The sequence below is a fragment of the Marinomonas phaeophyticola genome, from assembly GCF_026966905.1.
Taxonomy (GTDB): domain Bacteria; phylum Pseudomonadota; class Gammaproteobacteria; order Pseudomonadales; family Marinomonadaceae; genus Marinomonas; species Marinomonas phaeophyticola.
This window is the reverse complement of record NZ_JAPUBN010000017.1, coordinates 259,709-280,252: the sequence shown is the minus strand read 5'-3', so window position 1 is coordinate 280,252 and position 20,544 is coordinate 259,709. Positions and strand designations below refer to the sequence as shown.

At 37.6% G+C, this 20,544-nt stretch carries 12 protein-coding genes and 13 tRNA genes; all 25 read left to right on the top strand.

What is annotated here, in order from left to right; translation table 11 throughout:
• Positions 1-23: 23 nt before the first annotated feature.
• The 25 genes from pheT (at position 24) to O1D97_RS20010 (ending at position 18,734) form a co-directional block, all read left to right on the top strand.
• The gene (gene pheT / locus O1D97_RS12600) at positions 24-2,408 is read left to right on the top strand and encodes a phenylalanine--tRNA ligase subunit beta (RefSeq protein ID WP_269126044.1); all 2,385 of its coding nucleotides are present in this window, start codon (positions 24-26) and stop codon (positions 2,406-2,408) included.
• Between the two features lie 3 nt (positions 2,409-2,411).
• Entirely contained in the window at positions 2,412-2,711 is a 300-nt protein-coding gene (locus tag O1D97_RS12595) for an integration host factor subunit alpha (RefSeq protein ID WP_269126042.1), read from the top strand.
• Positions 2,712-2,971: 260 nt separating this feature from the next.
• Positions 2,972-3,048 (top strand) — tRNA-Pro (locus tag O1D97_RS12590).
• A gap of 12 nt (positions 3,049-3,060) precedes the next feature.
• Positions 3,061-3,136: transfer RNA gene (locus O1D97_RS12585), tRNA-Thr, on the top strand.
• Positions 3,137-3,183: 47 nt separating this feature from the next.
• A tRNA-Thr gene (locus O1D97_RS12580) sits at positions 3,184-3,259 on the top strand.
• A gap of 29 nt (positions 3,260-3,288) precedes the next feature.
• Positions 3,289-3,364 (top strand) — tRNA-Thr (locus O1D97_RS12575).
• A gap of 28 nt (positions 3,365-3,392) precedes the next feature.
• Positions 3,393-3,468 (top strand) — tRNA-Thr (locus O1D97_RS12570).
• A 26-nt stretch (positions 3,469-3,494) separates the two neighbouring features.
• Positions 3,495-3,570 (top strand) — tRNA-Thr (locus O1D97_RS12565).
• A 10-nt stretch (positions 3,571-3,580) separates the two neighbouring features.
• A tRNA-Val gene (locus tag O1D97_RS12560) sits at positions 3,581-3,656 on the top strand.
• A 47-nt stretch (positions 3,657-3,703) separates the two neighbouring features.
• Positions 3,704-3,780 (top strand) — tRNA-Asp (locus O1D97_RS12555).
• Between the two features lie 53 nt (positions 3,781-3,833).
• A tRNA-Val gene (locus O1D97_RS12550) sits at positions 3,834-3,909 on the top strand.
• 47 nt (positions 3,910-3,956) lie between these two features.
• Positions 3,957-4,033 (top strand) — tRNA-Asp (locus tag O1D97_RS12545).
• A gap of 53 nt (positions 4,034-4,086) precedes the next feature.
• Positions 4,087-4,162, top strand: a tRNA-Val gene (locus O1D97_RS12540).
• A gap of 47 nt (positions 4,163-4,209) precedes the next feature.
• Positions 4,210-4,286 (top strand) — tRNA-Asp (locus O1D97_RS12535).
• A gap of 53 nt (positions 4,287-4,339) precedes the next feature.
• Positions 4,340-4,415: transfer RNA gene (locus tag O1D97_RS12530), tRNA-Val, on the top strand.
• A gap of 538 nt (positions 4,416-4,953) precedes the next feature.
• Positions 4,954-5,979: a helix-turn-helix transcriptional regulator gene (locus O1D97_RS12525; protein ID WP_269126040.1), complete on the top strand. Its 1,026-nt coding sequence runs from the start codon at positions 4,954-4,956 to the stop codon at positions 5,977-5,979.
• Positions 5,980-6,126: 147 nt separating this feature from the next.
• On the top strand, positions 6,127-6,957 hold the full coding sequence (locus O1D97_RS12520; RefSeq protein ID WP_269126038.1) for a hypothetical protein: 831 nt from the start codon (positions 6,127-6,129) through the stop codon (positions 6,955-6,957).
• Entirely contained in the window at positions 6,954-7,571 is a 618-nt protein-coding gene (locus tag O1D97_RS12515) for a hypothetical protein (RefSeq protein WP_269126036.1), read from the top strand. The genes O1D97_RS12520 and O1D97_RS12515 overlap by 4 nt, the downstream gene beginning before the upstream one ends.
• 2 nt (positions 7,572-7,573) lie before the next feature.
• Positions 7,574-12,277, top strand: coding sequence for a tyrosine-type recombinase/integrase (locus O1D97_RS12510; protein ID WP_269126034.1), 4,704 nt, complete (start codon positions 7,574-7,576; stop codon positions 12,275-12,277).
• Between the two features lie 412 nt (positions 12,278-12,689).
• The gene (locus tag O1D97_RS19940) at positions 12,690-12,995 is read left to right on the top strand and encodes a hypothetical protein (RefSeq protein ID WP_428981123.1); all 306 of its coding nucleotides are present in this window, start codon (positions 12,690-12,692) and stop codon (positions 12,993-12,995) included.
• Positions 12,996-13,386: 391 nt separating this feature from the next.
• Positions 13,387-14,109 (top strand): NYN domain-containing protein, encoded by a 723-nt coding sequence (locus O1D97_RS12500; RefSeq protein ID WP_191603174.1) that lies wholly within the window; start codon positions 13,387-13,389, stop codon positions 14,107-14,109.
• Between the two features lie 429 nt (positions 14,110-14,538).
• Positions 14,539-15,606, top strand: a complete 1,068-nt coding sequence (locus O1D97_RS12495; RefSeq protein WP_269126031.1) for a ComEC/Rec2 family competence protein — start codon at positions 14,539-14,541, stop codon at positions 15,604-15,606.
• Positions 15,607-15,608: 2 nt separating this feature from the next.
• On the top strand, positions 15,609-16,955 hold the full coding sequence (locus tag O1D97_RS12490; RefSeq protein WP_269126029.1) for an ABC-three component system protein: 1,347 nt from the start codon (positions 15,609-15,611) through the stop codon (positions 16,953-16,955).
• Positions 16,952-17,530 carry an ABC-three component system middle component 1 gene (locus O1D97_RS12485; RefSeq protein ID WP_269126027.1) on the top strand — a complete coding sequence of 193 codons (579 nt, stop codon included), beginning with the start codon at positions 16,952-16,954 and terminating at the stop codon, positions 17,528-17,530. The genes O1D97_RS12490 and O1D97_RS12485 overlap by 4 nt, the downstream gene beginning before the upstream one ends.
• A complete protein-coding gene (locus O1D97_RS20010) occupies positions 17,511-18,734 on the top strand; it encodes an AAA family ATPase (protein WP_330221478.1) in 1,224 nt (407 codons plus the stop codon). The genes O1D97_RS12485 and O1D97_RS20010 overlap by 20 nt, the downstream gene beginning before the upstream one ends.
• Positions 18,735-20,544: the final 1,810 nt, after the last annotated feature.

The following is a 20,544-nucleotide window of genomic DNA, read 5'->3' as shown; positions in this document are numbered from 1 at the left end:
TATAACGGCTCAAGGTACTTTCTATGAAATTTAGTGAGAATTGGCTAAGAGAGTGGGTCAATCCTGCTATTAGCAGTGAAGAGTTAATGGCTCAAATTACAATGGCTGGACTGGAAGTCGATGAAGTTTCTGGTGTGGCAAGTGAGTTTTCAGGTGTTGTGGTTGGTGAAATTACCGAGGCGGAGAAGCATCCAAATGCAGATAAATTACGTGTTTGTAAGGTGTCGGATGGTGTTGATGTTTTTCAAGTAGTATGCGGTGCGCCAAACGCACGAGCAGGGATAAAGGTTGCTTTCGCAAAAATTGGTGCTGTTTTGGGTGCTGATTTTAAAATCAAAAAAGCGAAATTACGTCAAGTAGAGTCAATGGGTATGCTTTGCTCTGCTTCTGAACTTGGCTTGAGCGATGAAAATGATGGTATTATTGAACTCTCGTTGGACGCACCTCTAGGGGAAGACTTGCGTCAGTATTTAGATCTAAATGACGTGATCATTGATGTAGATCTAACACCTAACCGCAGTGATTGCTTAAGCATCGCAGGTTTGGCGCGCGAAGTGGGTGTGTTAAATGAACTGGATACAACGCCCGTCAGCATTTCAGAAAATGCGCTCGATATTGATACCATGTTTCCAGTCAAAGTAATGGATACTGCAGCTTGCCCTCGTTATTTAGGTCGGGTAATACAAGGAGTAGATTTATCTGCAACGACACCGCTTTGGATGGTGGAAAAATTACGTCGTAGCGGTATTCGTTCTATCGATCCTATTGTTGATATTACTAATTATGTAATGATCGAGCTCGGTCAACCTATGCATGCTTTTGATTTGGATCAGTTGTCTGGATCTGTTGTGGTTCGCATGGCATCTGAATCAGAAAAAATTATTTTATTAGATGGTCAAGAAATCGCGCTTAGGCAAGATACGTTAGTGATCGCAGATGAGTCTCGACCGTTAGCTGTTGCTGGTATAATGGGTGGTGAAGGCTCAGGCGTGTCAACAACAACAACAAATGTTTTCTTGGAAAGTGCTTTTTTTGCGCCACTGGCTCTGGCGGGTAAGGCTAGATCTTATGGTCTGCATACCGACAGCTCTCATCGCTTTGAACGAGGGGTGGACTCTCAATTGCAGCGTGATGCAATGGAGCGTGCTACCGCTTTAATTGTTAGCATTGCCGGTGGTCAAGTTGGTCCTGTTGTTAATATGACCGATGAATCAAGCTTGCCAGAGTTAAATACGGTTACACTTCGTAGAAAAAAATTGGATCAGTATCTGGCTGTTACAGTAGATTCTGCTTTAGTAACTACTATTTTGCAGCGTTTAGGTTTGGACGTGGTTGACGTCACAGATGAGCATTGGACGGTTAAATCAGCCAGCCACCGTTTTGATATAGCGATCGAAGCCGACTTGATTGAAGAAATCGCCCGAATTTATGGTTATGATAATTTACCTTCGTCTATGCCGGCAGCGGCTATTGATTTTAGTCCTGTTCAAGAAGCAAAAACTCCTCTTCAGACTTTAAGGTCAACCTTGGTGGCTTATGGATATCAAGAAGCGGTAACTTACAGTTTTATCGATCCTGTCGTTTCTCAGCAGTTCTATCCTGATATTGAGGCGATTAAATTAGAAAACCCCATTTCAGTTGATATGGGTGTCATGCGCCCGGGGATCATTCCTGGTTTGGTAAAAGCGTATTTGCATAACCAAAATAGACAGCAGTCACGTGTTCGTATTTTTGAAACTGGTCGCCGCTTTATTGGGACTGTCGATGCGTTGTCCGACATGGATCAGCAAGAGCGTTTGTCTGGTCTGATAGCGGGTTCTAAGTTACCTGAATCATGGTCACAGGCAAGTGAAAAAGTTGACTTCTATGATATTAAAGCGCACTTGGATGCTCTTTTTGCTTTAAATTCAGGTGAAGTGCTGGAGTATCGCAAAGCAAATGAAGTGTACTTGCACCCAGGCCGTTCTGCAGAAGTTCTGATTGATGGTCATGTGGTTGGTGTTATTGGTGAGTTGCACCCTCAGCTGTCGAAGTCATTAGGTTGTAATCAAAGCGTTTATGTTTTTGATGTTTCCTTAGAGGCGGTACTGAAAGGGAAGTTACCTCGTTATCAGCCAATATCAAAATTCCCTGAAGTAAGGCGAGATTTGGCTTTATTGGTTGATAGAGATACAGCCGCAAGATCTTTGCAAGATGTGATTGAGTCTGTGGCTGGGGATGGCTTCAAAGCGGTTCACATTTTTGATGTGTATCAAGGTCAAGGTGTTGATGAATCGAAAAAAAGTATCGCCTTGGGCTTGACGTGGCAGCATCCTTCACACACTCTTAGTGATGAAGAGATAAACAATTCGTTAGATATTATCGTCAATGAGCTGAATTTGAAGCTAGGAGCGATGATTAGGGGGTAATTTATGGGTGCGTTGACAAAAGCAGATATTGCGGAAAATTTAGTTGACCAGCTTAGTGTCAGTAAGAAAGATGCAAAAGACTTGGTTGAGGGCTTTTTTGATGTGATTAGAGAAACTCTGGTTGCCCGGGAACAGGTTAAGTTATCTGGCTTCGGTAATTTTGAGGTTCGGGAGAAAAGTCAGCGCCCTGGTCGTAACCCGAAGACAGGTGAAGAAATACCAATAACAGCTAGAACCGTTGTGACCTTCAGGCCAGGACAGAAGCTTAAGAGCAAAGTCGATGTTTATATGAAGGATAGGTAAATCATCCCCTAACAGGTAATCCCAAAAGCCACGTAAGCCTACTTTAGATTTTCGTGGCTTTTTTCTTATTATCTTATATTTTTGGTTGTTAAATGAACGATAGCTTACTTATGGCTAACTTCTTGATGGCTATAGAAAGATTGGAAGGGTTATTTTTTAAATTAATCTAAAAAAGTTAAAAAAACTCTTCCCTTTTCAGATTGTTATAGTAATATACGCACCCGCTGGCAACGACAACGTTCGTTTCAGTAGTTATCAGGCGGGGCGTAGCGCAGTCTGGTAGCGCACTAGCATGGGGTGTTAGTGGTCGCAGGTTCAAATCCTGCCGTCCCGACCAAATAGTGTTTTTGCCGCTATAGCTCAGTTGGTAGAGCATCTGACTTGTAATCAGAGGGTCCCGAGTTCGACTCTTGGTGGCGGCACCATTATTTGTGTAGACCATTGAAATGTTTTTTTTGAATGTTTCTATGAAGCCGATATAGCTCAGTTGGTAGAGCATCTGACTTGTAATCAGAGGGTCCCGAGTTCGACTCTTGGTGTCGGCACCACTTAGGTGTAAGCGTAGAAATAAAGAAATGCCGCTATAGCTCAGTTGGTAGAGCATCTGACTTGTAATCAGAGGGTCCCGAGTTCGACTCTTGGTGGCGGCACCATTCAAGAAAACAGTAAGATTTATGAAATGCCGCTATAGCTCAGTTGGTAGAGCATCTGACTTGTAATCAGAGGGTCCCGAGTTCGACTCTTGGTGGCGGCACCATTAAATCAAATAGAAAATTAAGAAATGCCGCTATAGCTCAGTTGGTAGAGCATCTGACTTGTAATCAGAGGGTCCCGAGTTCGACTCTTGGTGGCGGCACCACTTAGTTCTAGGGTGTGTAGCTCAGTTGGGAGAGCGTCGCCCTTACAAGGCGAATGTCGGGAGTTCGAACCTCTCCACACCCACCATCTAAAGCGATGTAAAGGCTTCGTCGTCAGACGCAAAATCGACAAATGGAGCGGTAGTTCAGTTGGTTAGAATACCTGCCTGTCACGCAGGGGGTCGCGGGTTCGAGTCCCGTCCGTTCCGCCATTTATCCTAATGTGATAATTTGGCAAACTGTTTGAATGCGAAAGCATGAAAATGGGTGTGTAGCTCAGTTGGGAGAGCGTCGCCCTTACAAGGCGAATGTCGGGAGTTCGAACCTCTCCACACCCACCATCTAAAGCGATGTAAAGGCTTCGTCGTCAGACGCAAAATCGATAAATGGAGCGGTAGTTCAGTTGGTTAGAATACCTGCCTGTCACGCAGGGGGTCGCGGGTTCGAGTCCCGTCCGTTCCGCCATTTATCCTAATGTGATAATTTGGCAAACTGTTTGAATGCGAAAGCATAAAAATGGGTGTGTAGCTCAGTTGGGAGAGCGTCGCCCTTACAAGGCGAATGTCGGGAGTTCGAACCTCTCCACACCCACCATCTAAAGCGATGTAAAGGCTTCGTCGTCAGACGCAAAATCGATAAATGGAGCGGTAGTTCAGTTGGTTAGAATACCTGCCTGTCACGCAGGGGGTCGCGGGTTCGAGTCCCGTCCGTTCCGCCATTTATCCTAATGTGATAATTTGGCAAACTGTTTGAATGCGAAAGCATAAAAATGGGTGTGTAGCTCAGTTGGGAGAGCGTCGCCCTTACAAGGCGAATGTCGGGAGTTCGAACCTCTCCACACCCACCATCATTTTATCCTCAGTAATTTTCTCATAATCATCTGATTTACAAGATTTTTTCTTACCTTTATGTCACATGATATTTGTGACCAATCTGTGACCATATTTATTTTAAATATGTTGTGTGACTTCAGTGTGACCAATCTGTGCCATAAATGGCAATTTCTATTTTTTAATGCCACATTTCAAAAGCATTTCTTGTATGTTTTTGAGATTCGTACTAATGAGTCACAGATCCTCTAGTTCTGTTTTTCGAGTACCTTATTTCACCTTATTGACTCTTACTATCTCTCTGCTAATTTGTAATCTTTGTTGCTTTTTGTGTTCGCTAGGTTTTGTGTGAATGGATTTATAGTTGATGCTAGTGTGACTAGGGTTTTTGTTAGTCGGTGCTTAAAGTGTCGCTGAAGATGGGCTGTACTCGGTTTTTTCGAGAAGTGTGGGCTTATATAAACGAGAGCTATTGGGTTTTAAGGGAATATCTAACTAACAATCAAGGTACTCTCTAGGATAGAATTTATTTTAAATACGTTATGAGTATATAAAATGGACCATATCATTCGATATATCTGCATACTGGAGCAAATGCCGATTGCGCCTAAGCCTAGTATTTCAACAAAAGATATGCTCGAAAAGCTGGAAGAAAAAGGCTTTTCGGTAACCCTTCGTAGTTTGCAGAGAGATCTTGCTGCTTTAGCAAAATACTACCCTATAATCTGCAACAATAAGGTTCGCCCGAACAGGTGGTGCTTTACTGAAGACTATCAGGGGAGTTTTGCATCAATGGATGTGCCATCTGCTGTAAATACAATTTTAGTTAATGAATATCTGCAAAGCATCATGCCTGCACCGCTTCTGGCGCAATTGAATCCTCAATTAAATAGAGCGAAAAGCTTCTTAAAATCACAATCTGATAAGACGTATGCTAGTTGGATGGATAAGGTAAGAATTATTCCGGATGGTAAGTCTCTCGTTCCTGCCTCTATAGACCCCGATGTCTGGGAATTAATTTGTGATGCAATTATGTCTAATAAGGCTTTAGACGTTGCTTACTGTAGTCATAAGAAGAATGAGCTAAAATCTTTTACTCTGCATCCGTATGGGTTAATGGTTCGTAAAAGTGCCACCTATGTTCTAGGTTCTTATAATGATTATAAGGACGTTCGACAGTATGCTCTTCAGAGGTTTAGGTCTTTAGAATTTTCTCGTGAAAGCTTCCGACCCAACCCAAACTTCTCTGTTAAAAAATATATTGATAGTGGAGAATCTGGTTTTAAATACTCTGATGAGCCAATCCATTTAAGTGCTCTTATTTCTAAGGATCTGGCAAAAAGGCTTGAGGAAACCAAGCTAAGTGATTCTCAACTGATTTTGAATACTCCTAACGTTGAATGGTTTCTCTTACGTGCCGTTGTTCCTGATGACTGTGATACTCGTGTTTGGTTGCGTGGTCAGGGGGCTAGTGTTGTTGTGCATGAGCCAGCATTTTTGAGAGAGGAGATGATGAGTGAAGCAGCGAAATTATTGAAGCTTTCTGATGAATTATTAAGAAGGGGTGTTTGTATTTCATAAATGTTACTTTTAGTGAAAATTGTTAATTTATGTAAATAGGCGTCATTTTATTGTGTTTTAATTTTTATTTTTCCCCAAATCTGTGTAAATTCCAAACAATATTAATGATTTATTGTTCGAATGAAGTGGATGCCGCTTGGAGGTTTAATGATACAAACCGTTTGCAGAATTAACATAAAACTTAAAGATGTCACGTTTGATAAGAAACTGAATGCGATTGTATTTAGCAATATCAGTACGAGCGGGAATAAATCTATAGATCTGATAGGCAGCCTAGTAACTTTACTTGCAAAAGTTGCTAATGGTAAAGGCTCTCCAATAGAAGGTCGTAAGAAGGATGCTGGCTTTAAACTTGATGCGAGAAAGTTTTCAGTCGCCGCGCTTGAGGAGCATATTCAGATAAATTATGACTTTTCAGATAGCTCTCCTGATCTCCTTAATTCTGTAAATGAAATTGTTTGTGATGTGTTGAATCTACATTTCAAGGGTATGACAAAGTCCATCGAACAGCTTAATGAAGTTGACCAACCTGCGTCAGAGTCATATGAAGCATCTGGCTTTTCAAAAGTTCAAGATGCGTTTGAGGCTATTAAAATTCTTCACGAAATTGCATGCAATCAAAGAGTTAAAGAGTTTGGTATTCAAGTAGAGGGGCACGAAGAGCCTCATCAAATAGAGATCCTTAGTCCGCCTGAAAAACCCGATTTTAAACTTGATGCTAAAGAAATTTCATTTCTGAATTATGAAATAAGTGATGTGCACAAGAAAGGACCGAGTATTGAAATTATCCCTAAAAGTGGTAAAGGTAAAAAAGAAGTGCTTGTTAGTGCTGAACAATATTCAGCATTGGAGAAAAGTAAGGGTTTTTCAATTGATACTTATGTGCTGTATGACTTTGTAGTTAAACCGTTGGCTGAGAAAAAATTTGAATTGATTCATTTTTCGTTTAGTAGTACTCAGATGGAAATTACGCATTGAACCGGCATCCGCTACTAAAAAAAGCTCTTGAGAATAGTCTGCCAGAATTTGCAACTGTAAAACTTCAACGGATTGGTGGGGATTTGCTTAGCTACTATCTCGTTAAGTCCGGGAGTTCTGATGCTGAAGCCAATATTACTTTGGATGAATCATGTATCTTAAGTGAAGTTGACTTTGAGGCCACGTTGGATGAAGCCGGAAAAACATGTAAGGGCAGGATCAATCAATATCAGCTTCTTTCTCTGTTGTCTCTAAATTTAAAAATACTCTCTAACGACATTGATCCAATTATTGTTCATAAGTTAATGGCATCTATTTACTATGCTTTACTTTCTCGTGAGGCAAAGTTAAGTTTTGTTACGATTGCTGAAGCGGCTGATAATATTCGGTTAATTTTGTCACATAGGGCTAATAGTTCAAAGATAAAGCAAATCCCTAATCAGTTGACAGTAATTGAAACACTCGAGTATTTCTGTACTGAAATAACCGACCAATATGTGGTTTCGCAGGCTTATTTAAAAATGGTTCGAGATGGCTGGAACCTATGCTCAAATCATAAAGAAGAGACACCTTCAAAGGTAAAAAAAGGATACGTTCAAGACGGCCTGAACTAGGAGTGGAAGAGCCAGTCAGCGTCGAGCCATTTCCTTTTTCTGGGAATGACTTAGATATCGAAGATACCCCTGATGTTGGCAACATCGAGCTAGACCAAAATTCAATTAATCCATCAGCAAAAGCTGAACGTGACTTATTTAGAAATCAAATTCTATCGGCTAAAGAACAATTTGGCCTCACATTTGTTACTTACCGTTTAACGTCTTATGAGCTTAGCAAAGCAATTCAATGGATTAATAGTGCACAACCGACTGTTAGTTCAACACTCGCATTTTTATCTATCTTAACGTCTTTGAAATTGCATGAGGTGCTTGGTTTGCATCTTTCTGTATCAGAGGGGGATACTGATAGCTTCAAAAAAACTGATAGATCTTATGGCATTGTTGACATCGCATCAGGGATATATTGGCGCAAAGAGCTTGATATCGCTGATCGTTACGAGCCTAGTGAGAGAGATTTTAAATGGTTGTTACCGCATACTGAATGGTTGGCTTTACCAATACCAAATCCATTTCTGAAGTTGTTTCGAACTTTCTTTGCCGGATACCAAGCAGATTTAATTGAACAAATTTTACCGGATGAAATTTTACAGAAAGCGAATGATTTGTTAACGAGAGCATGTGCTGAAATAGTTCACTATGGTTGCTTAAATAGACGCCTTAGCCCAAAAGTACTTCGTTATTTGCTTTATGGTTGTGTGGTTTCCAAGTACGGTCGCCATAGAGCGGCACTTATATTCGCGAATAATGAATTTGGTTTGTCTACTTGGCATTACTACATGTCGGACACAGTCCAAAATTCTCAGCTAGCATTTATGAACACCTGTAGCGAGTCATTAGGTTTTGGTTTTGATCATCAAGTGGACCTTGCCGGAGGCAATTCCGTAATCGGTTCTAAGTTGGCGATCAATAAAGCAGCTTTTTCAGAACATTTGGCTGAAAAAGTGTCGGCTTTAAATGCATCTCTCAGAAATGTAAGAGCGAACAACTCTCTTGTTACTTTGCGAGAAATCTATAATCAGCTCGTCTCATACACTGTTTTGATGTTTTGTTCGGTTACGAGTCACCGCCGTAATAAAAGCATTTTTATTGAGCATTATTGCTGGAACGATGATTACACAAGCGTACTGGTAGCCGATAAAATTCATTTTGGTGAGAGCGCGACTCGAATTATCCCAATTCCTGAATTAATGACTAAGCAGATCAATAACACTCTTGGGTGGATTGAACAGATCATTAAAAGGGTTCGCTTACTCGATAAAAAAATGGCTGTGGTGCTGAAGGCGTCTATTCATCGTGATAGTAATGCCTCTTTTCTGGGGTTGTGGTTGGATAATGGTGTATTAGCGGCACCAAGCACTTCGCAAATTGAAGCGTTTATGGGAGGTGAGTGGACTCTACCGCAGAATGCAATGCGTCACCTTTCCTATCATACGCTATTTACTTTCGAAGAAGCCGTTCCATTCTTGGACCATCAAATGGGGCATATTTCTACTGATATGCATTCGTTTCAAAATACTTCTTTGATGCGGTACGGCGGCGCTGAGGTTGAAATACACCGAAAAGTTATTTCAAAATGCCTTGATGGACTCGGTTTTAGCTTACTTGGACGAACAAGTTTTTCTCATTCGAAGATGCACAACAAAGGGCAATTTGTCCCAAGGTCTATTCAGAAAAAGTCTCGCAATCAATCGAAAAATTCTAAGCAAAAAATACAGTCTGACTTGAAGTCTTTATTGGATAAAGCAATTAAGATAAATCAAGACTTTTACGAGCTGCTATCTGAGTATTACAGGGACGACCCATACCTGCATGAACAAGCATTGATATTACTTAAAAAGCTGGAGTTGAGCGATGGTGAGCAGATTGAAATCGACAGTGATGAATTACATTCCGCACTAGGTCACAACTTTAAAAAGTCCCCAGTAGCTAATGCTGTCTTGCCTTACGATGTGATGTTCAATGAGCGAAACTATAGTCAAATTAGCTCGACATTTTATGACTTTGCACAAGCGTTAATAACTCAGCACAAACATGTTTCTCTTGAAACTCTGAGTAACCTTTTATTTTTCTCCATGATACTAGACTGCACGGGATATCTTCGCCCACAAATGCTTCGTTCAACAGTGATCATCAAGTCAGTAAAGTATATGAGCGGTCACCTGACTGCGGTGGTAGGCAAAGAGGAGCTGATTTTCTTTGGTGGGTTATCTGCGTTGCTCCTAGCAATGTTGGTTAAGAGAGCTGACTCACAGAGTGTTTACCTTAATCCACAGAAATTAGAGCTACTAATGAATGGCAATTGCCCTGAATCCAAAGTTGATAAATCAATAGCTAATGGGTTTACAAAGCTGTTAGCTCTGTTTCGACAGATGCATGATAAAAAAATGACTCTTAGTAAGCTTTATCAACTTATTGATCATGCACCTAGGTGGTCAGAGACGGGCGCTCTTTACGGGCTACGCCAAGGAACCCTCAGAGTAAAAGGATTTTCAGAGCATACTCTATTAAGAATGCTAGATCGTAAGCATCGTTACATCATGCCATCAAATGGAGAAGCCACAATGAACGTTATTGCAGAGCGTTCATTTTTTAAGGCAAAGTCACGTACGAACGATTACTTTAAGCAGTTTATGGCAGACTTCCGTAACAAACTCAGTAAGTACCCTGGCACATCAAAAGAGAAAATCATCTGTTTTTGGCAAGAACAAATTTCGTCAAATACATTAGAAAAACTTTCTGATCTCGTAAAGGCTTCCAAGGAATTACCAGAAATTATTGTACTTGTTTTAACATGGTTGTACGTAATTTCTGGGCGAAGAGGGCAGCGTTATGGCGGTTTAGCTCCTTCAACCATTCTAACTTACTTCTCAAAAGTTGTTCCGCGTCTTTTTGAGTTTGCTGCAAACCAATCTTTGACGACATTTGACTACGAAGATTTTTCAGATCTTTATCAAGATATTATTGATGCGGGAGATATTGAAAACCGCGCTGAAAGAGCAAAGATATTGGTTCGTTTTCATTCTGTTATTCATGAGTATTTTGGTGTCGCTAAATTTGATTTTCGTGATTTGGATGTCGAGGAAGATGAAGAGAGTTCGACTGGCAGAATTATCATGCCATGGGAATACGGGCAAGCACTCTCGCTTTTGCTATTAGATAAAGATCTGAACGCAGAAGAGCGGTTTACGAATGCAGCAATTTTGATCTTATGTTGCCGTCTAGGATTGAGGCGAGAAGAAATACGGAGATTAAAGTTAAGAGATTTCTCATGTGAGGAGCAAGTGCTTTATGTGAGGACGCACCGCATATCAAAAGAAACTGTTCGGGTAAAATCGAAAAGCGGAAATCGTCGGATTCCATATTCATTGTTTTTGAACGAGGAAGAGTTGGAAATACTAGGTTCCTGTATCGAGAAAGCAAAAGGGCAGAAAAATAAGTCTGTCCCGCTTTTCTTTGACTCAGTCAACCCGAAAGAAATACGCCATATGGACAGTCAGTTTAGCCGCGTTATTGAGACACTAAAGCTCGTGACGGGTGAGCCAGATATGCGATTGCACGATGGGAGACATACTTTTATCAGCTTTACTGCCTCATCACTCGTTCTCGAGGATCGCCAACAAGATCCGATTTCAAAGGTCGTTAAAGAATGGGTGCGCACTGATACATTTTCTGGTTTTCAAAAACGTTTCATGGAAAGAGCTATCTCCATACCTTCAACGCGCCATGCTTTGTTTCCAGCATTGGCTCTCATGGTCGGCCATTCGAATGCTACAACAACATTATCATCTTATACTCATCTGATGGAGTATTGGAGGTGGCTGTCCGTTGAACTGGAATTTAAAAGAGTTAAATTATTGGATGGTACACTTTCTAAGCTTATTCGTGTTGATCGGAAGCGCTTCACAGAGATGAAGAGTGAACAAGGGCTGTCTACAAGTTATGTCGTACTAAAAAAAACGCAAAAAGAAAGTCCTCTTGAAGAGGAAGCCTATCAAATTGAGTCGTTCGATCAAAAGCCGGCATTAAGCTCTAGGTGCAAAGACGATGTGACTACTCAAGTCCTCCAGATTCAGAAAATTGAAAGAGCGCTAAGATATCTAGAGGACTCAGAAAGACAGTCTAATGAGACGCCTGATGTAGATCCTGTGGGACCGTCCGACCTGCATTACGAGTTAACACATTATTATGTTGAAACTGTAAGGCATGCTTATCAGACTGTTTTAACCAATGATGTTTCATATAGAGCATATCAAATAACATCAAATGAAGAGGGTGTAGAATTTATTGGGCAATCTCGCCTCTATGAAGCAAGAAATTACTTTAAGGATCCTGCTTTTTATAATCTACTAACCCATTTAATTAGTTTTCAACAATCAAATGAACAAGCATTTTCTGAGCTCAGAAAAGTCTGGGCACAATCATGGTATGACGCCAAAAAGAAGATGTATATTCCGCTTTCACAGGTTTGCAATGCAAAAAGTATTTTCTCTACGTGCCTACTGAGCTTTGATTTAGGGAGTGAAAGAGTAAACCGCCGTGTTGCGGGTGTTGTATATGATTCATTACCAATAATAAGGCTTAAGTTAATCGATGAACCTGTTTCAATTCAACAGTTTAGTCACTCGATGTTTCTATTGATGGTTTTGTCAAACCTTATCAACATTGGCTTGCATTTCCAAAATGAACTTCCAAATAAAAGCTAAAATCAGTGCTGACATTGCATGATTGTTGTCTGAAACAGCAGTATGTTACAGCAAATAATTACGCCCACAAATTACAAGGAGTGATTTTGGTTTGAAATTGCAGTACCAGATGATCGGCAAGCTTTATGGTGGGATCAAGGTTATGGCGTGGTTATCGATGTTTGTGAGCCAAAGTATTGGATAGAACTGGTTTAAAAGTGCATCAACCATCGCTGATGATTACCTTGAGATGGTAGAGGTCGGCGATTCGAATTCGCCTAGTCCTACCAAAATTTATACTTACTACTCAGTAAGTTACGAAAGCCGAACCCATTCATCAACTATTGTCAGTGAAAGATCGGCATTCTCTCTACCATCATAAGCCAACATAAAGCTGTATGCTATCCATCACCTACTGTCAGTGAAAGAGGTGGTGGGGAGTAACCGAAGCGGCAATGGGCTTCAAATCCGAGTCAGTAAAGGAGCCATCAAAAAGTTACATAAACAACGCTCAACTCAGCATTCACTTTACAGCCTGACAAGGTTCTTGCTCACCCGTTACCAAGAAGCACAGATCTCGGTAGAGAAGCGGGACGATTGGCTCTCACGTTCCTTCGAAGAATACAGCGTCGATAATGCTACCGTGAGAGAAATCGATGAAGTCATCAATGTGCCAAATATTGGGCCTGTCGTGGTGACTCGTCACGCGCTTGAAACGGCTTTCAGATGGTGCACCTAAGCATCCTTGGAAGGCTTTGTGCTCAAAGTTGCTATGCTCAGAGCTAACTAAAACCCAGTTGCCAGAAAAAGTTGCTACCCAAAAGGCAAAAAAGTATGCACGAGAGGCCGAGTTCTGGCAACATGTGGGAAGCAAGATGTACTTTGTTATGGTTACGGGTGACTCAATTAAAACGTTGGTTACGGTTTTTGCAGTAAAGTGAGCTAATATAGCATTCGAAATTTCTGAATATTACTTACGTGCCAAAAGTAGACCCTCCCGCATAACACGTTTCTGCGCCTTTTTTGTTTAGAGTTGTTACTCATAACATTTCTGAACAATCCCATTTGAACAAAGATTGCTAATGTCGATATAGTGCAACTAAATACATAAAGATGGTTACGTACGGATTATGAGTAACAGAAAAATCGCGGTATTAATTGATTCAGAAAATACTCCACACTCAAAGTTAAACCTGATTATTGAAGAACTGTCTAGTTTTGGGCAGATCATCGTTAAACGTGCATATGGCGATTTTTCTACTGAACAACTTAAAAACTGGAAGCAGCCTTTAAATGAGTTAGCGATTCAAGCTAAACAGCAATTTGCCTATACATCTGGAAAAAACTCGACAGACTCTTTAATGATTATTGATGCAATGGATCTCTTGTATAGCCAAAGGTTTGATGCTTTTGCTTTGATATCCAGTGATAGTGACTTTACAAGTCTTGCGACGAGATTAAGAGAGTCGGAGATACATGTCATTGGAGTAGGAAAAGCGATGACTCCGACTTCGTTTAAAAACGCTTGTGATGATTTTGTAGCGATAGAGAACTTAAACGCTGATGTTGACCTTGGGGAGTCGCAACCAAGCTCTAATCAAGACACAGAACGCGAGTTATGGCGATTAATGCATCAGGCTTGGCAGAACTATCGTGATGAATCAGGGTGGGCAAAACTAGGTGAAATAGGTAAGTACTTAAAGAGACTAAAGCCAGACTTTGACCCTCGAAACTTCGGGCTGAAGAAGTTATCTGACTTTTTTGACAAATATCCAACGCGTTATAGAACCCGTAATACTAAACGTTCTGGCATGGAGTTTCAGCTGATAACAAAGGCAAGCAAGCAAAAATGATGTGCTGCCTTCGTGCATTCGGTAACTCAAAATTGCCCCAAAACGAGTTTAGTCGAGCGCTGCAAATGAGCGAGGAGCAGATCTTCAATGATAGTAAATTTTTTTATTTGAGAGTCTCCTACCTTTCTTAAAATAGACACTGAACTTCTACTCTCTACAAACACCACTGATTGTTAGAAAGTACCCAGATTATTTGAGTCAATTAAGACCAAACTGATGCAACTGACAGCTCTGTAAGTTATTTAAAATTATCATTAAGGGATTAAGCTAATTGAACAAGATCGAAAACAGGTTGAGTTAAGTTCTTTTATAATGCATATTTATTAGCGACTTACGATAGACCGTTATTATAATTTGTCTCCGTTATTAGTGATATTATTAGATTACAAAATTGGCATATAAATCAAATGTTATAAAAAGGAATTGAACATGTGTTTTACAACCAAAATATTGCAAGCTGAACATGGGGATTGCATCCTAATACAAGGCAAATTTGACAGTGGTATCTCGAGAAATATATTAGTTGATGGTGGTACAACTAATACTTACCGTAGATCAAATCGCCCAGGGCCATTAAAAAATGAGTTAGTTAAAATTAAATCAAAAGGACATAAAATTGACTTACTGATTTTAACTCATGTTGATGATGATCACATTGCTGGCATATTAGCTGGATTCAAGCAAAATGAGTTACTAAACGAGCTAACACAGGAAGTTTGGTTTAATTCTGGAAAATTAATTTTTGAACATTTTGGTAAACAACCAGATAACTCTAATTTTGTAGAAGCATCCCAGATCAGAGATGACGTTTCTGGCTTAACTAGTATTGGCCAAGGTGTTACTTTTGAATCTATTTTAGAAAATAAAGCAATATGGCATCAAGAGCTAATATTGGCAGGTCAACAAATAGAACGGTTTGGAGCTACATTTTCCATATTATCACCCACTAAAGACAAATTAGAAAAATTACTCGTAAAATGGAAGAAAGAAACCAGTTCTAATTTGACTTCTGCCGGAAATACGGATTATTCAAAAGGTTTTGCCGAGCTATTAGAAAACGATGAATTTAAAGAAGATAAATCTATTAACAACGGTAGTTCAATTGCTTTTATTTTTGAATATCAGGGGCAAAAAATTATGCTATTAGGTGATGCGCATGATTATGTTGTCGTTGATAGTTTGAAACAGTTATTTGCAAAAGGTTTTACTAATCAATTTGATTTTGTAAAACTATCGCATCATGGCAGTCAATATAACACCAGCAGCGAATTTTTAAATTTAATTAATTGTGATAATTTTGTTGTGTCAACCAACTCATCCAAGCATGGTTTGCCAAATAAATTAACTTTAGCGCGAATTTATCAAGCGAAGCCAAACGTAACTATTTATTTTAACTACCCTGAGTTAGTTATTCCTAAAATATTCAATAATCCACAAGAAAAAATAGACCTAGAAGCTCAAGGCTTTAAGTTATCTAATCAAGGTGCAATTTTTTAATTATGGCTAACCCGCAAGATATAATAAGAAAAAATACTGTAGTAGTTGATGATGGCAGCGGTGTTATTTTGCAGCCGATGACTCAAGAATATAGTTATGTGGTTACAGCAAAGCATGTAATTCAAGTTGATAAAAATGATATTTCTAAAGGTTTTAAATCAAAGAATGATATTGAGATCTATTCGACAGATGATATTAAAATAACTCTTATTGATTTCTACTATCATAGCGATTTTGATCTAGCGTTATTGAAAATTGAATATTTAGGCTCGGATATATTAACAAAACATAATACTTGTCAGTTTGACGAAAGGTTACAATTATGGGGTTTCCCTAAATTTTCAGCAAATCATAGGAATGAAGAAAAGCCTCGTAAAGACTGGATTGAAAATTATGCAGCTACTGTCTGTAGCGTAAGTCCTGATAAACTTGAATGTAGACCTGATGGGAACGTTGAAATAACTGGGCTAGAAGGTTTTTCTGGAGGTGGGCTGTTTGATGTCGCAGATAATAAAATTTATTTGGCTGCTATAGAATATCGGGTTCACAATCCCGATACCTATGTAAATCGTATTTGCTCTGTACCAATTCAAAATTTACAGAAAATTCTAGATGAAAATAATTTATTACCCATTTGTCCTCCATATCTTGGTTCTTTGAGCGAATTAAAATCAGAAGCTTTCCAATCTCTATCTTTTTTTAACCCAAAAACCAAAGAAAAGTTAGCAAAACTATTTACTCACTTATCAAAAGATAAAATTGAACAAGCCTCGTTTACTCCTTATAGTTTAATTAACACAAATAAAAAGTTAATTAATGAGTTAAATAACGAGCCAAAATCAATTGAAGACGAAGAGTTATGGGTTTCTATTTTAGAGTTTTTACAAGTACACGAATTACTTAATCCGCAATTTCAGTGGGATGAAAACTTTGTAAATTACTTAACTCAAAACTTTAAATTTTTATATTTTATTGATGAAAGTTGGAAAAATAAATTAAAGGACATCGTCCTGTTCGATTGTGGCGATTTAGTTAATCAAGGCTACTTAATACTTATACATAATGGGGCAGAAAGACCCGATGAGCCTGATCAGTTAAATCAATATCGAGATCATGAAAAATTGCCACGTTTTATAAGCGATGGATTAGACGATCCAGATTCAATAGCTCATATTCACTCAAAAAAATCGAAAAATATATCAATTTTACACATGGCTAAATTGAATAGATATAGCTTGAGTGACAAGGAAGCTGACTTTGACAATTTAACTTTTGCACATCTAGATCAAATGAAAAATCAACTTATTGATAGTTATTCAAAGTATTTAAGCTGTGGGGAGAAAAAATGATTTCATCATTTGTACCTGAAAATTTAGAAATAAACAGCAAGTTTTTATACTCTAACCAATTTGATTTATCTAGTTTTGTATATTCAATTACACCCCAATCTAGGCTTTCATGTATTTGTATAAAGTTAAACGAAGAAGCAACATTAGATAAACACTGGGAAAGAATTACTAATGAAATCGCGATTGAATTTATTAGCAATTTAAATGACAGTTTTTCTAAATGGAACTGTTATTTAATTTTTATTTGTCCGAAACCAGTAAGTAAAGAAATTAAGTACAAAATTGAAAATGATAAGTTTGCCATTCGTAAAATTGTGATTGACGATGTTAAAGAACAATTAACGGAAGATGGAATTAGTAAGTTACTGAATGAACGAATTTTATCGAGTAATATCCGATTGGCTCAAAACATGACATCCAATAGTAAAGGTGACGTTAGCTTATCGGATGTAGCAAATCGAGTTTTAAATGTAGATATACCTTTAGATGCTAGTGATAATTCAATTAAACAACGAAAATCTTGGATCGGCGAAGAAATAGAAAGGATTCGTATAAATGAAAATCAAACAAGTTAAAATCCAAGCGTTTAAATCTTATCTTGAAGAAAAAGATGGGATATTTGATTTCTCTCATGGCAATGAAAACGATGTTGCTAATATAGTTTCCATTTATGCCCCCAATGGTTTTGGTAAAACATCCTTTTATGATGCTGTCGATTTTTGCATTACTAATAATGTCACGCGTTATATAAGAGATGACAAAGTTCAAAAGAAAAATGATAAGTTGTCTAAAAAACACCCAAACATTTTAAGAAACTCTAAAGCACCTAGTGGATTAGACACAAAGGTTGATGTTGTTACCAGCGATAATCAAGTTTTTAATAAGGTCTTAAAGCATAAAAATGGTAATCAGAGAGATTATTTATTTAGAGATTCAGACACGCCAGAAAATAAAAAGTACTTTCGTGATTTAATGTTATCACAAGAAGCCATAGACGCTTTTTTGCGTGAAACCGATCCTGCTACAAGATATGAAAAATTTGCTGAAAACCATGTAAATGAACTTTCTGAATTAAACAATAAACGTAAACAAATCCAAAAAATATTAGATGATATTAATACTTCGGTTAAAACGGATAACAAAACAAAGCAGGATAAAAATATTGCATCATTAATAGTTAATGTAGATGAAGCTATTTTAACCAAGTTGGACGCACTAATTTCTGAATGTGACAAGCTAGATTTAAATATAACAGCTATTCAAAATAGTTTTGATGAGGCTAAATATAAACTATTGAAGTTGGAAATTAGAAGTTTATTAGACACTTTAGCCCAAGACACTATAAAGAAAAACCTACTTAAAAACGCATATTTAGATTTTACTTGCAATGTTGAATTTGTTAAATCAACAATTGATAGAATCCACAATGCTAAAAAATCTATTCATTTATTTAGGATAAAACAGCAGGTTACTGTCCAAAAAGATGATTTTACAAAGCTTGAGTTCAATTTATCGACATTGGGCAAGCGTTATGAACAGTTATCGGAAATTTGCAATGATGATAATAGCTTTTATAAAACGTTATCGGATAAAAATGACTTATTAGCGAATAATAAAAAATTTAAAAAAGATATAGAGCTAAAAGAAAATGAAAAAAATTGCTTACAGTACAAGTTGAGGAAAGCGAGAAATTACTTCATCAGGCAAAACTTGAATGCAATTCATTTCTTGAAAAAGAAAAAAATAGTCAATCTCTTTTTGCTCAAAAAACGGAACTAGAAAAACGTTTGCAAAAGCTTAAAATTAAAAATGAAGAACTTGTAAAAGAATTAAATAATAAAAATCTCGCTTTTGACAAGCATAATAGCCAACGCAAGTATTTACATGATTTCGATATCAAATCCCCAATTGCAGAAATAGATAGTATTGATGTAAAAATATTAAATCAATTACATGTAGAATTTAAAGAAAATGCTCTTCGAATTGATAAGTTAAAACTAGACCTCTCGACTAAACAAAAAGAAATAGCATCTATTGAACAACACTCAAGTTCTATTGCTGAGTTGATTAAACTGGGTAGTCAAATAATAGAACATACACAAACGAATGATTGCCCTTTATGTAGTCATTCATATGAAAATTTTGAATCACTCAAATCTGTGGTTAAAAATAATAAAGCGCTTGATTCTATTACCAGCACGCTCATTCAATCCCTGTCAGAAATAAAGAATAAAATTAAAGAATTAGATAAAGATAATGAAGTCATCTCGTCTAAGTATGATGAACACAAAAATCAACAGATTCAACCGTGCTTGGATTCAATTGCTAAGTTACAAGCTAATATCGAATTATTGAATAATGATAAATATCAGCTAGATAGCGAGATTAGGTATTGTAATGATGAGTATGAGTTGTTACTAAAAAATAGCTTGTCTATGAATCATACTGATTATAGTGCTTATTTGCGTAAATCAATTAAAGATAGCGAGCGCACTATTGCAGCAACAACCGGCAAAATACAGCAAAAATTAGATGCTATTCAACAAGTAAATGATTCCTTTAAATTGCTACGTGATGAAGATCTCGTAATTTATCAAAGGATAAAAGGTATTGAAGGCTCTGAGTTATATAGACAATTTGTTGATATATGCCGCATTGAAAACATAGATTTATCTTTAAATATTGATATTTTAAGAGACAAATTTAACCAACTGAAAATAAATTATGCAATTAATGTTCAAACAGTAAAAAATAATATTAAGCAATTGGGTGAAGAAATAAAAATCAATGAAGAAAAATTGCCGGATGATTTAAAAAAATTAACAGACGAAGAGCAGCAAAAAATAATTAGTCAGGCAGAACAAATAGTAAAGTCTGAATCTGAAAAACTTAATAAGTATTCTAATATATTTCCTGAAATAGTTGAGAGTTCCGTTTTTGATGTAGAGCAACGATTTATTTATGCAAAAGCACAAAACCAATTAATTGATCAGGATATTCATAAGATTAACGAACAACTTAATTTTTTGAAAGTGTTGGAGAGCTCTGCTGATGAAGCATTAAAGTTAAGTGAATCGGTCAAATTGGAAAATGAAATAGAGCTATTATCTCTAAGAATTAGCTTATTAGAAAAATTACAAACAACTTTGAAAGCAGATATAAAGTTAATTGACAATAAAATCTCAGCTTACATAAATGACTATTTTTATTTAGATGTTATCAACGAAATATACAAGACAATAGATCCTCACCCTGAATTCAAAAAAATTGAATTTAGCTATGAGGCTTCAAATTCTAAACCCGAACTCCATATAAAAGTTAAAGATCAGGACGATAATGAAATTATTGCCCCGTCACTTTATTTTAGCTCAGCTCAAATCAACGTTCTTAGTTTGAGTATATTTTTAGCTAAGGCTTTGAATACTAAAGATTACGATGGCAATGATACACACTGTATTTTTATTGATGATCCCGTCCAGTCTATGGATTCGATTAATGTTTTAAGTGTGATTGATTTATTCAGAAATATTGCATTTAAATTTGATAAACAACTTATTATTTCAACGCATAATGAGAATTTTCATGGGTT

Excerpts from the sequence above, each read along its gene's own strand:
- O1D97_RS12520 (WP_269126038.1), top strand. The coding sequence starts at position 6,127 with ATGATACAAACCGTTTGCAGAATTAACATAAAACTTAAAGATGTCACG.
- O1D97_RS12490 (WP_269126029.1), top strand. The coding sequence starts at position 15,609 with ATGGCTAACCCGCAAGATATAATAAGAAAAAATACTGTAGTAGTTGAT.
- O1D97_RS12495 (WP_269126031.1), top strand. The coding sequence starts at position 14,539 with ATGTGTTTTACAACCAAAATATTGCAAGCTGAACATGGGGATTGCATC.
- pheT (WP_269126044.1), top strand. The coding sequence starts at position 24 with ATGAAATTTAGTGAGAATTGGCTAAGAGAGTGGGTCAATCCTGCTATT.
- O1D97_RS12500 (WP_191603174.1), top strand. The coding sequence starts at position 13,387 with ATGAGTAACAGAAAAATCGCGGTATTAATTGATTCAGAAAATACTCCA.
- O1D97_RS20010 (WP_330221478.1), top strand. The coding sequence starts at position 17,511 with ATGAAAATCAAACAAGTTAAAATCCAAGCGTTTAAATCTTATCTTGAA.
- O1D97_RS12525 (WP_269126040.1), top strand. The coding sequence starts at position 4,954 with ATGGACCATATCATTCGATATATCTGCATACTGGAGCAAATGCCGATT.
- O1D97_RS12485 (WP_269126027.1), top strand. The coding sequence starts at position 16,952 with ATGATTTCATCATTTGTACCTGAAAATTTAGAAATAAACAGCAAGTTT.
- O1D97_RS12595 (WP_269126042.1), top strand. The coding sequence starts at position 2,412 with ATGGGTGCGTTGACAAAAGCAGATATTGCGGAAAATTTAGTTGACCAG.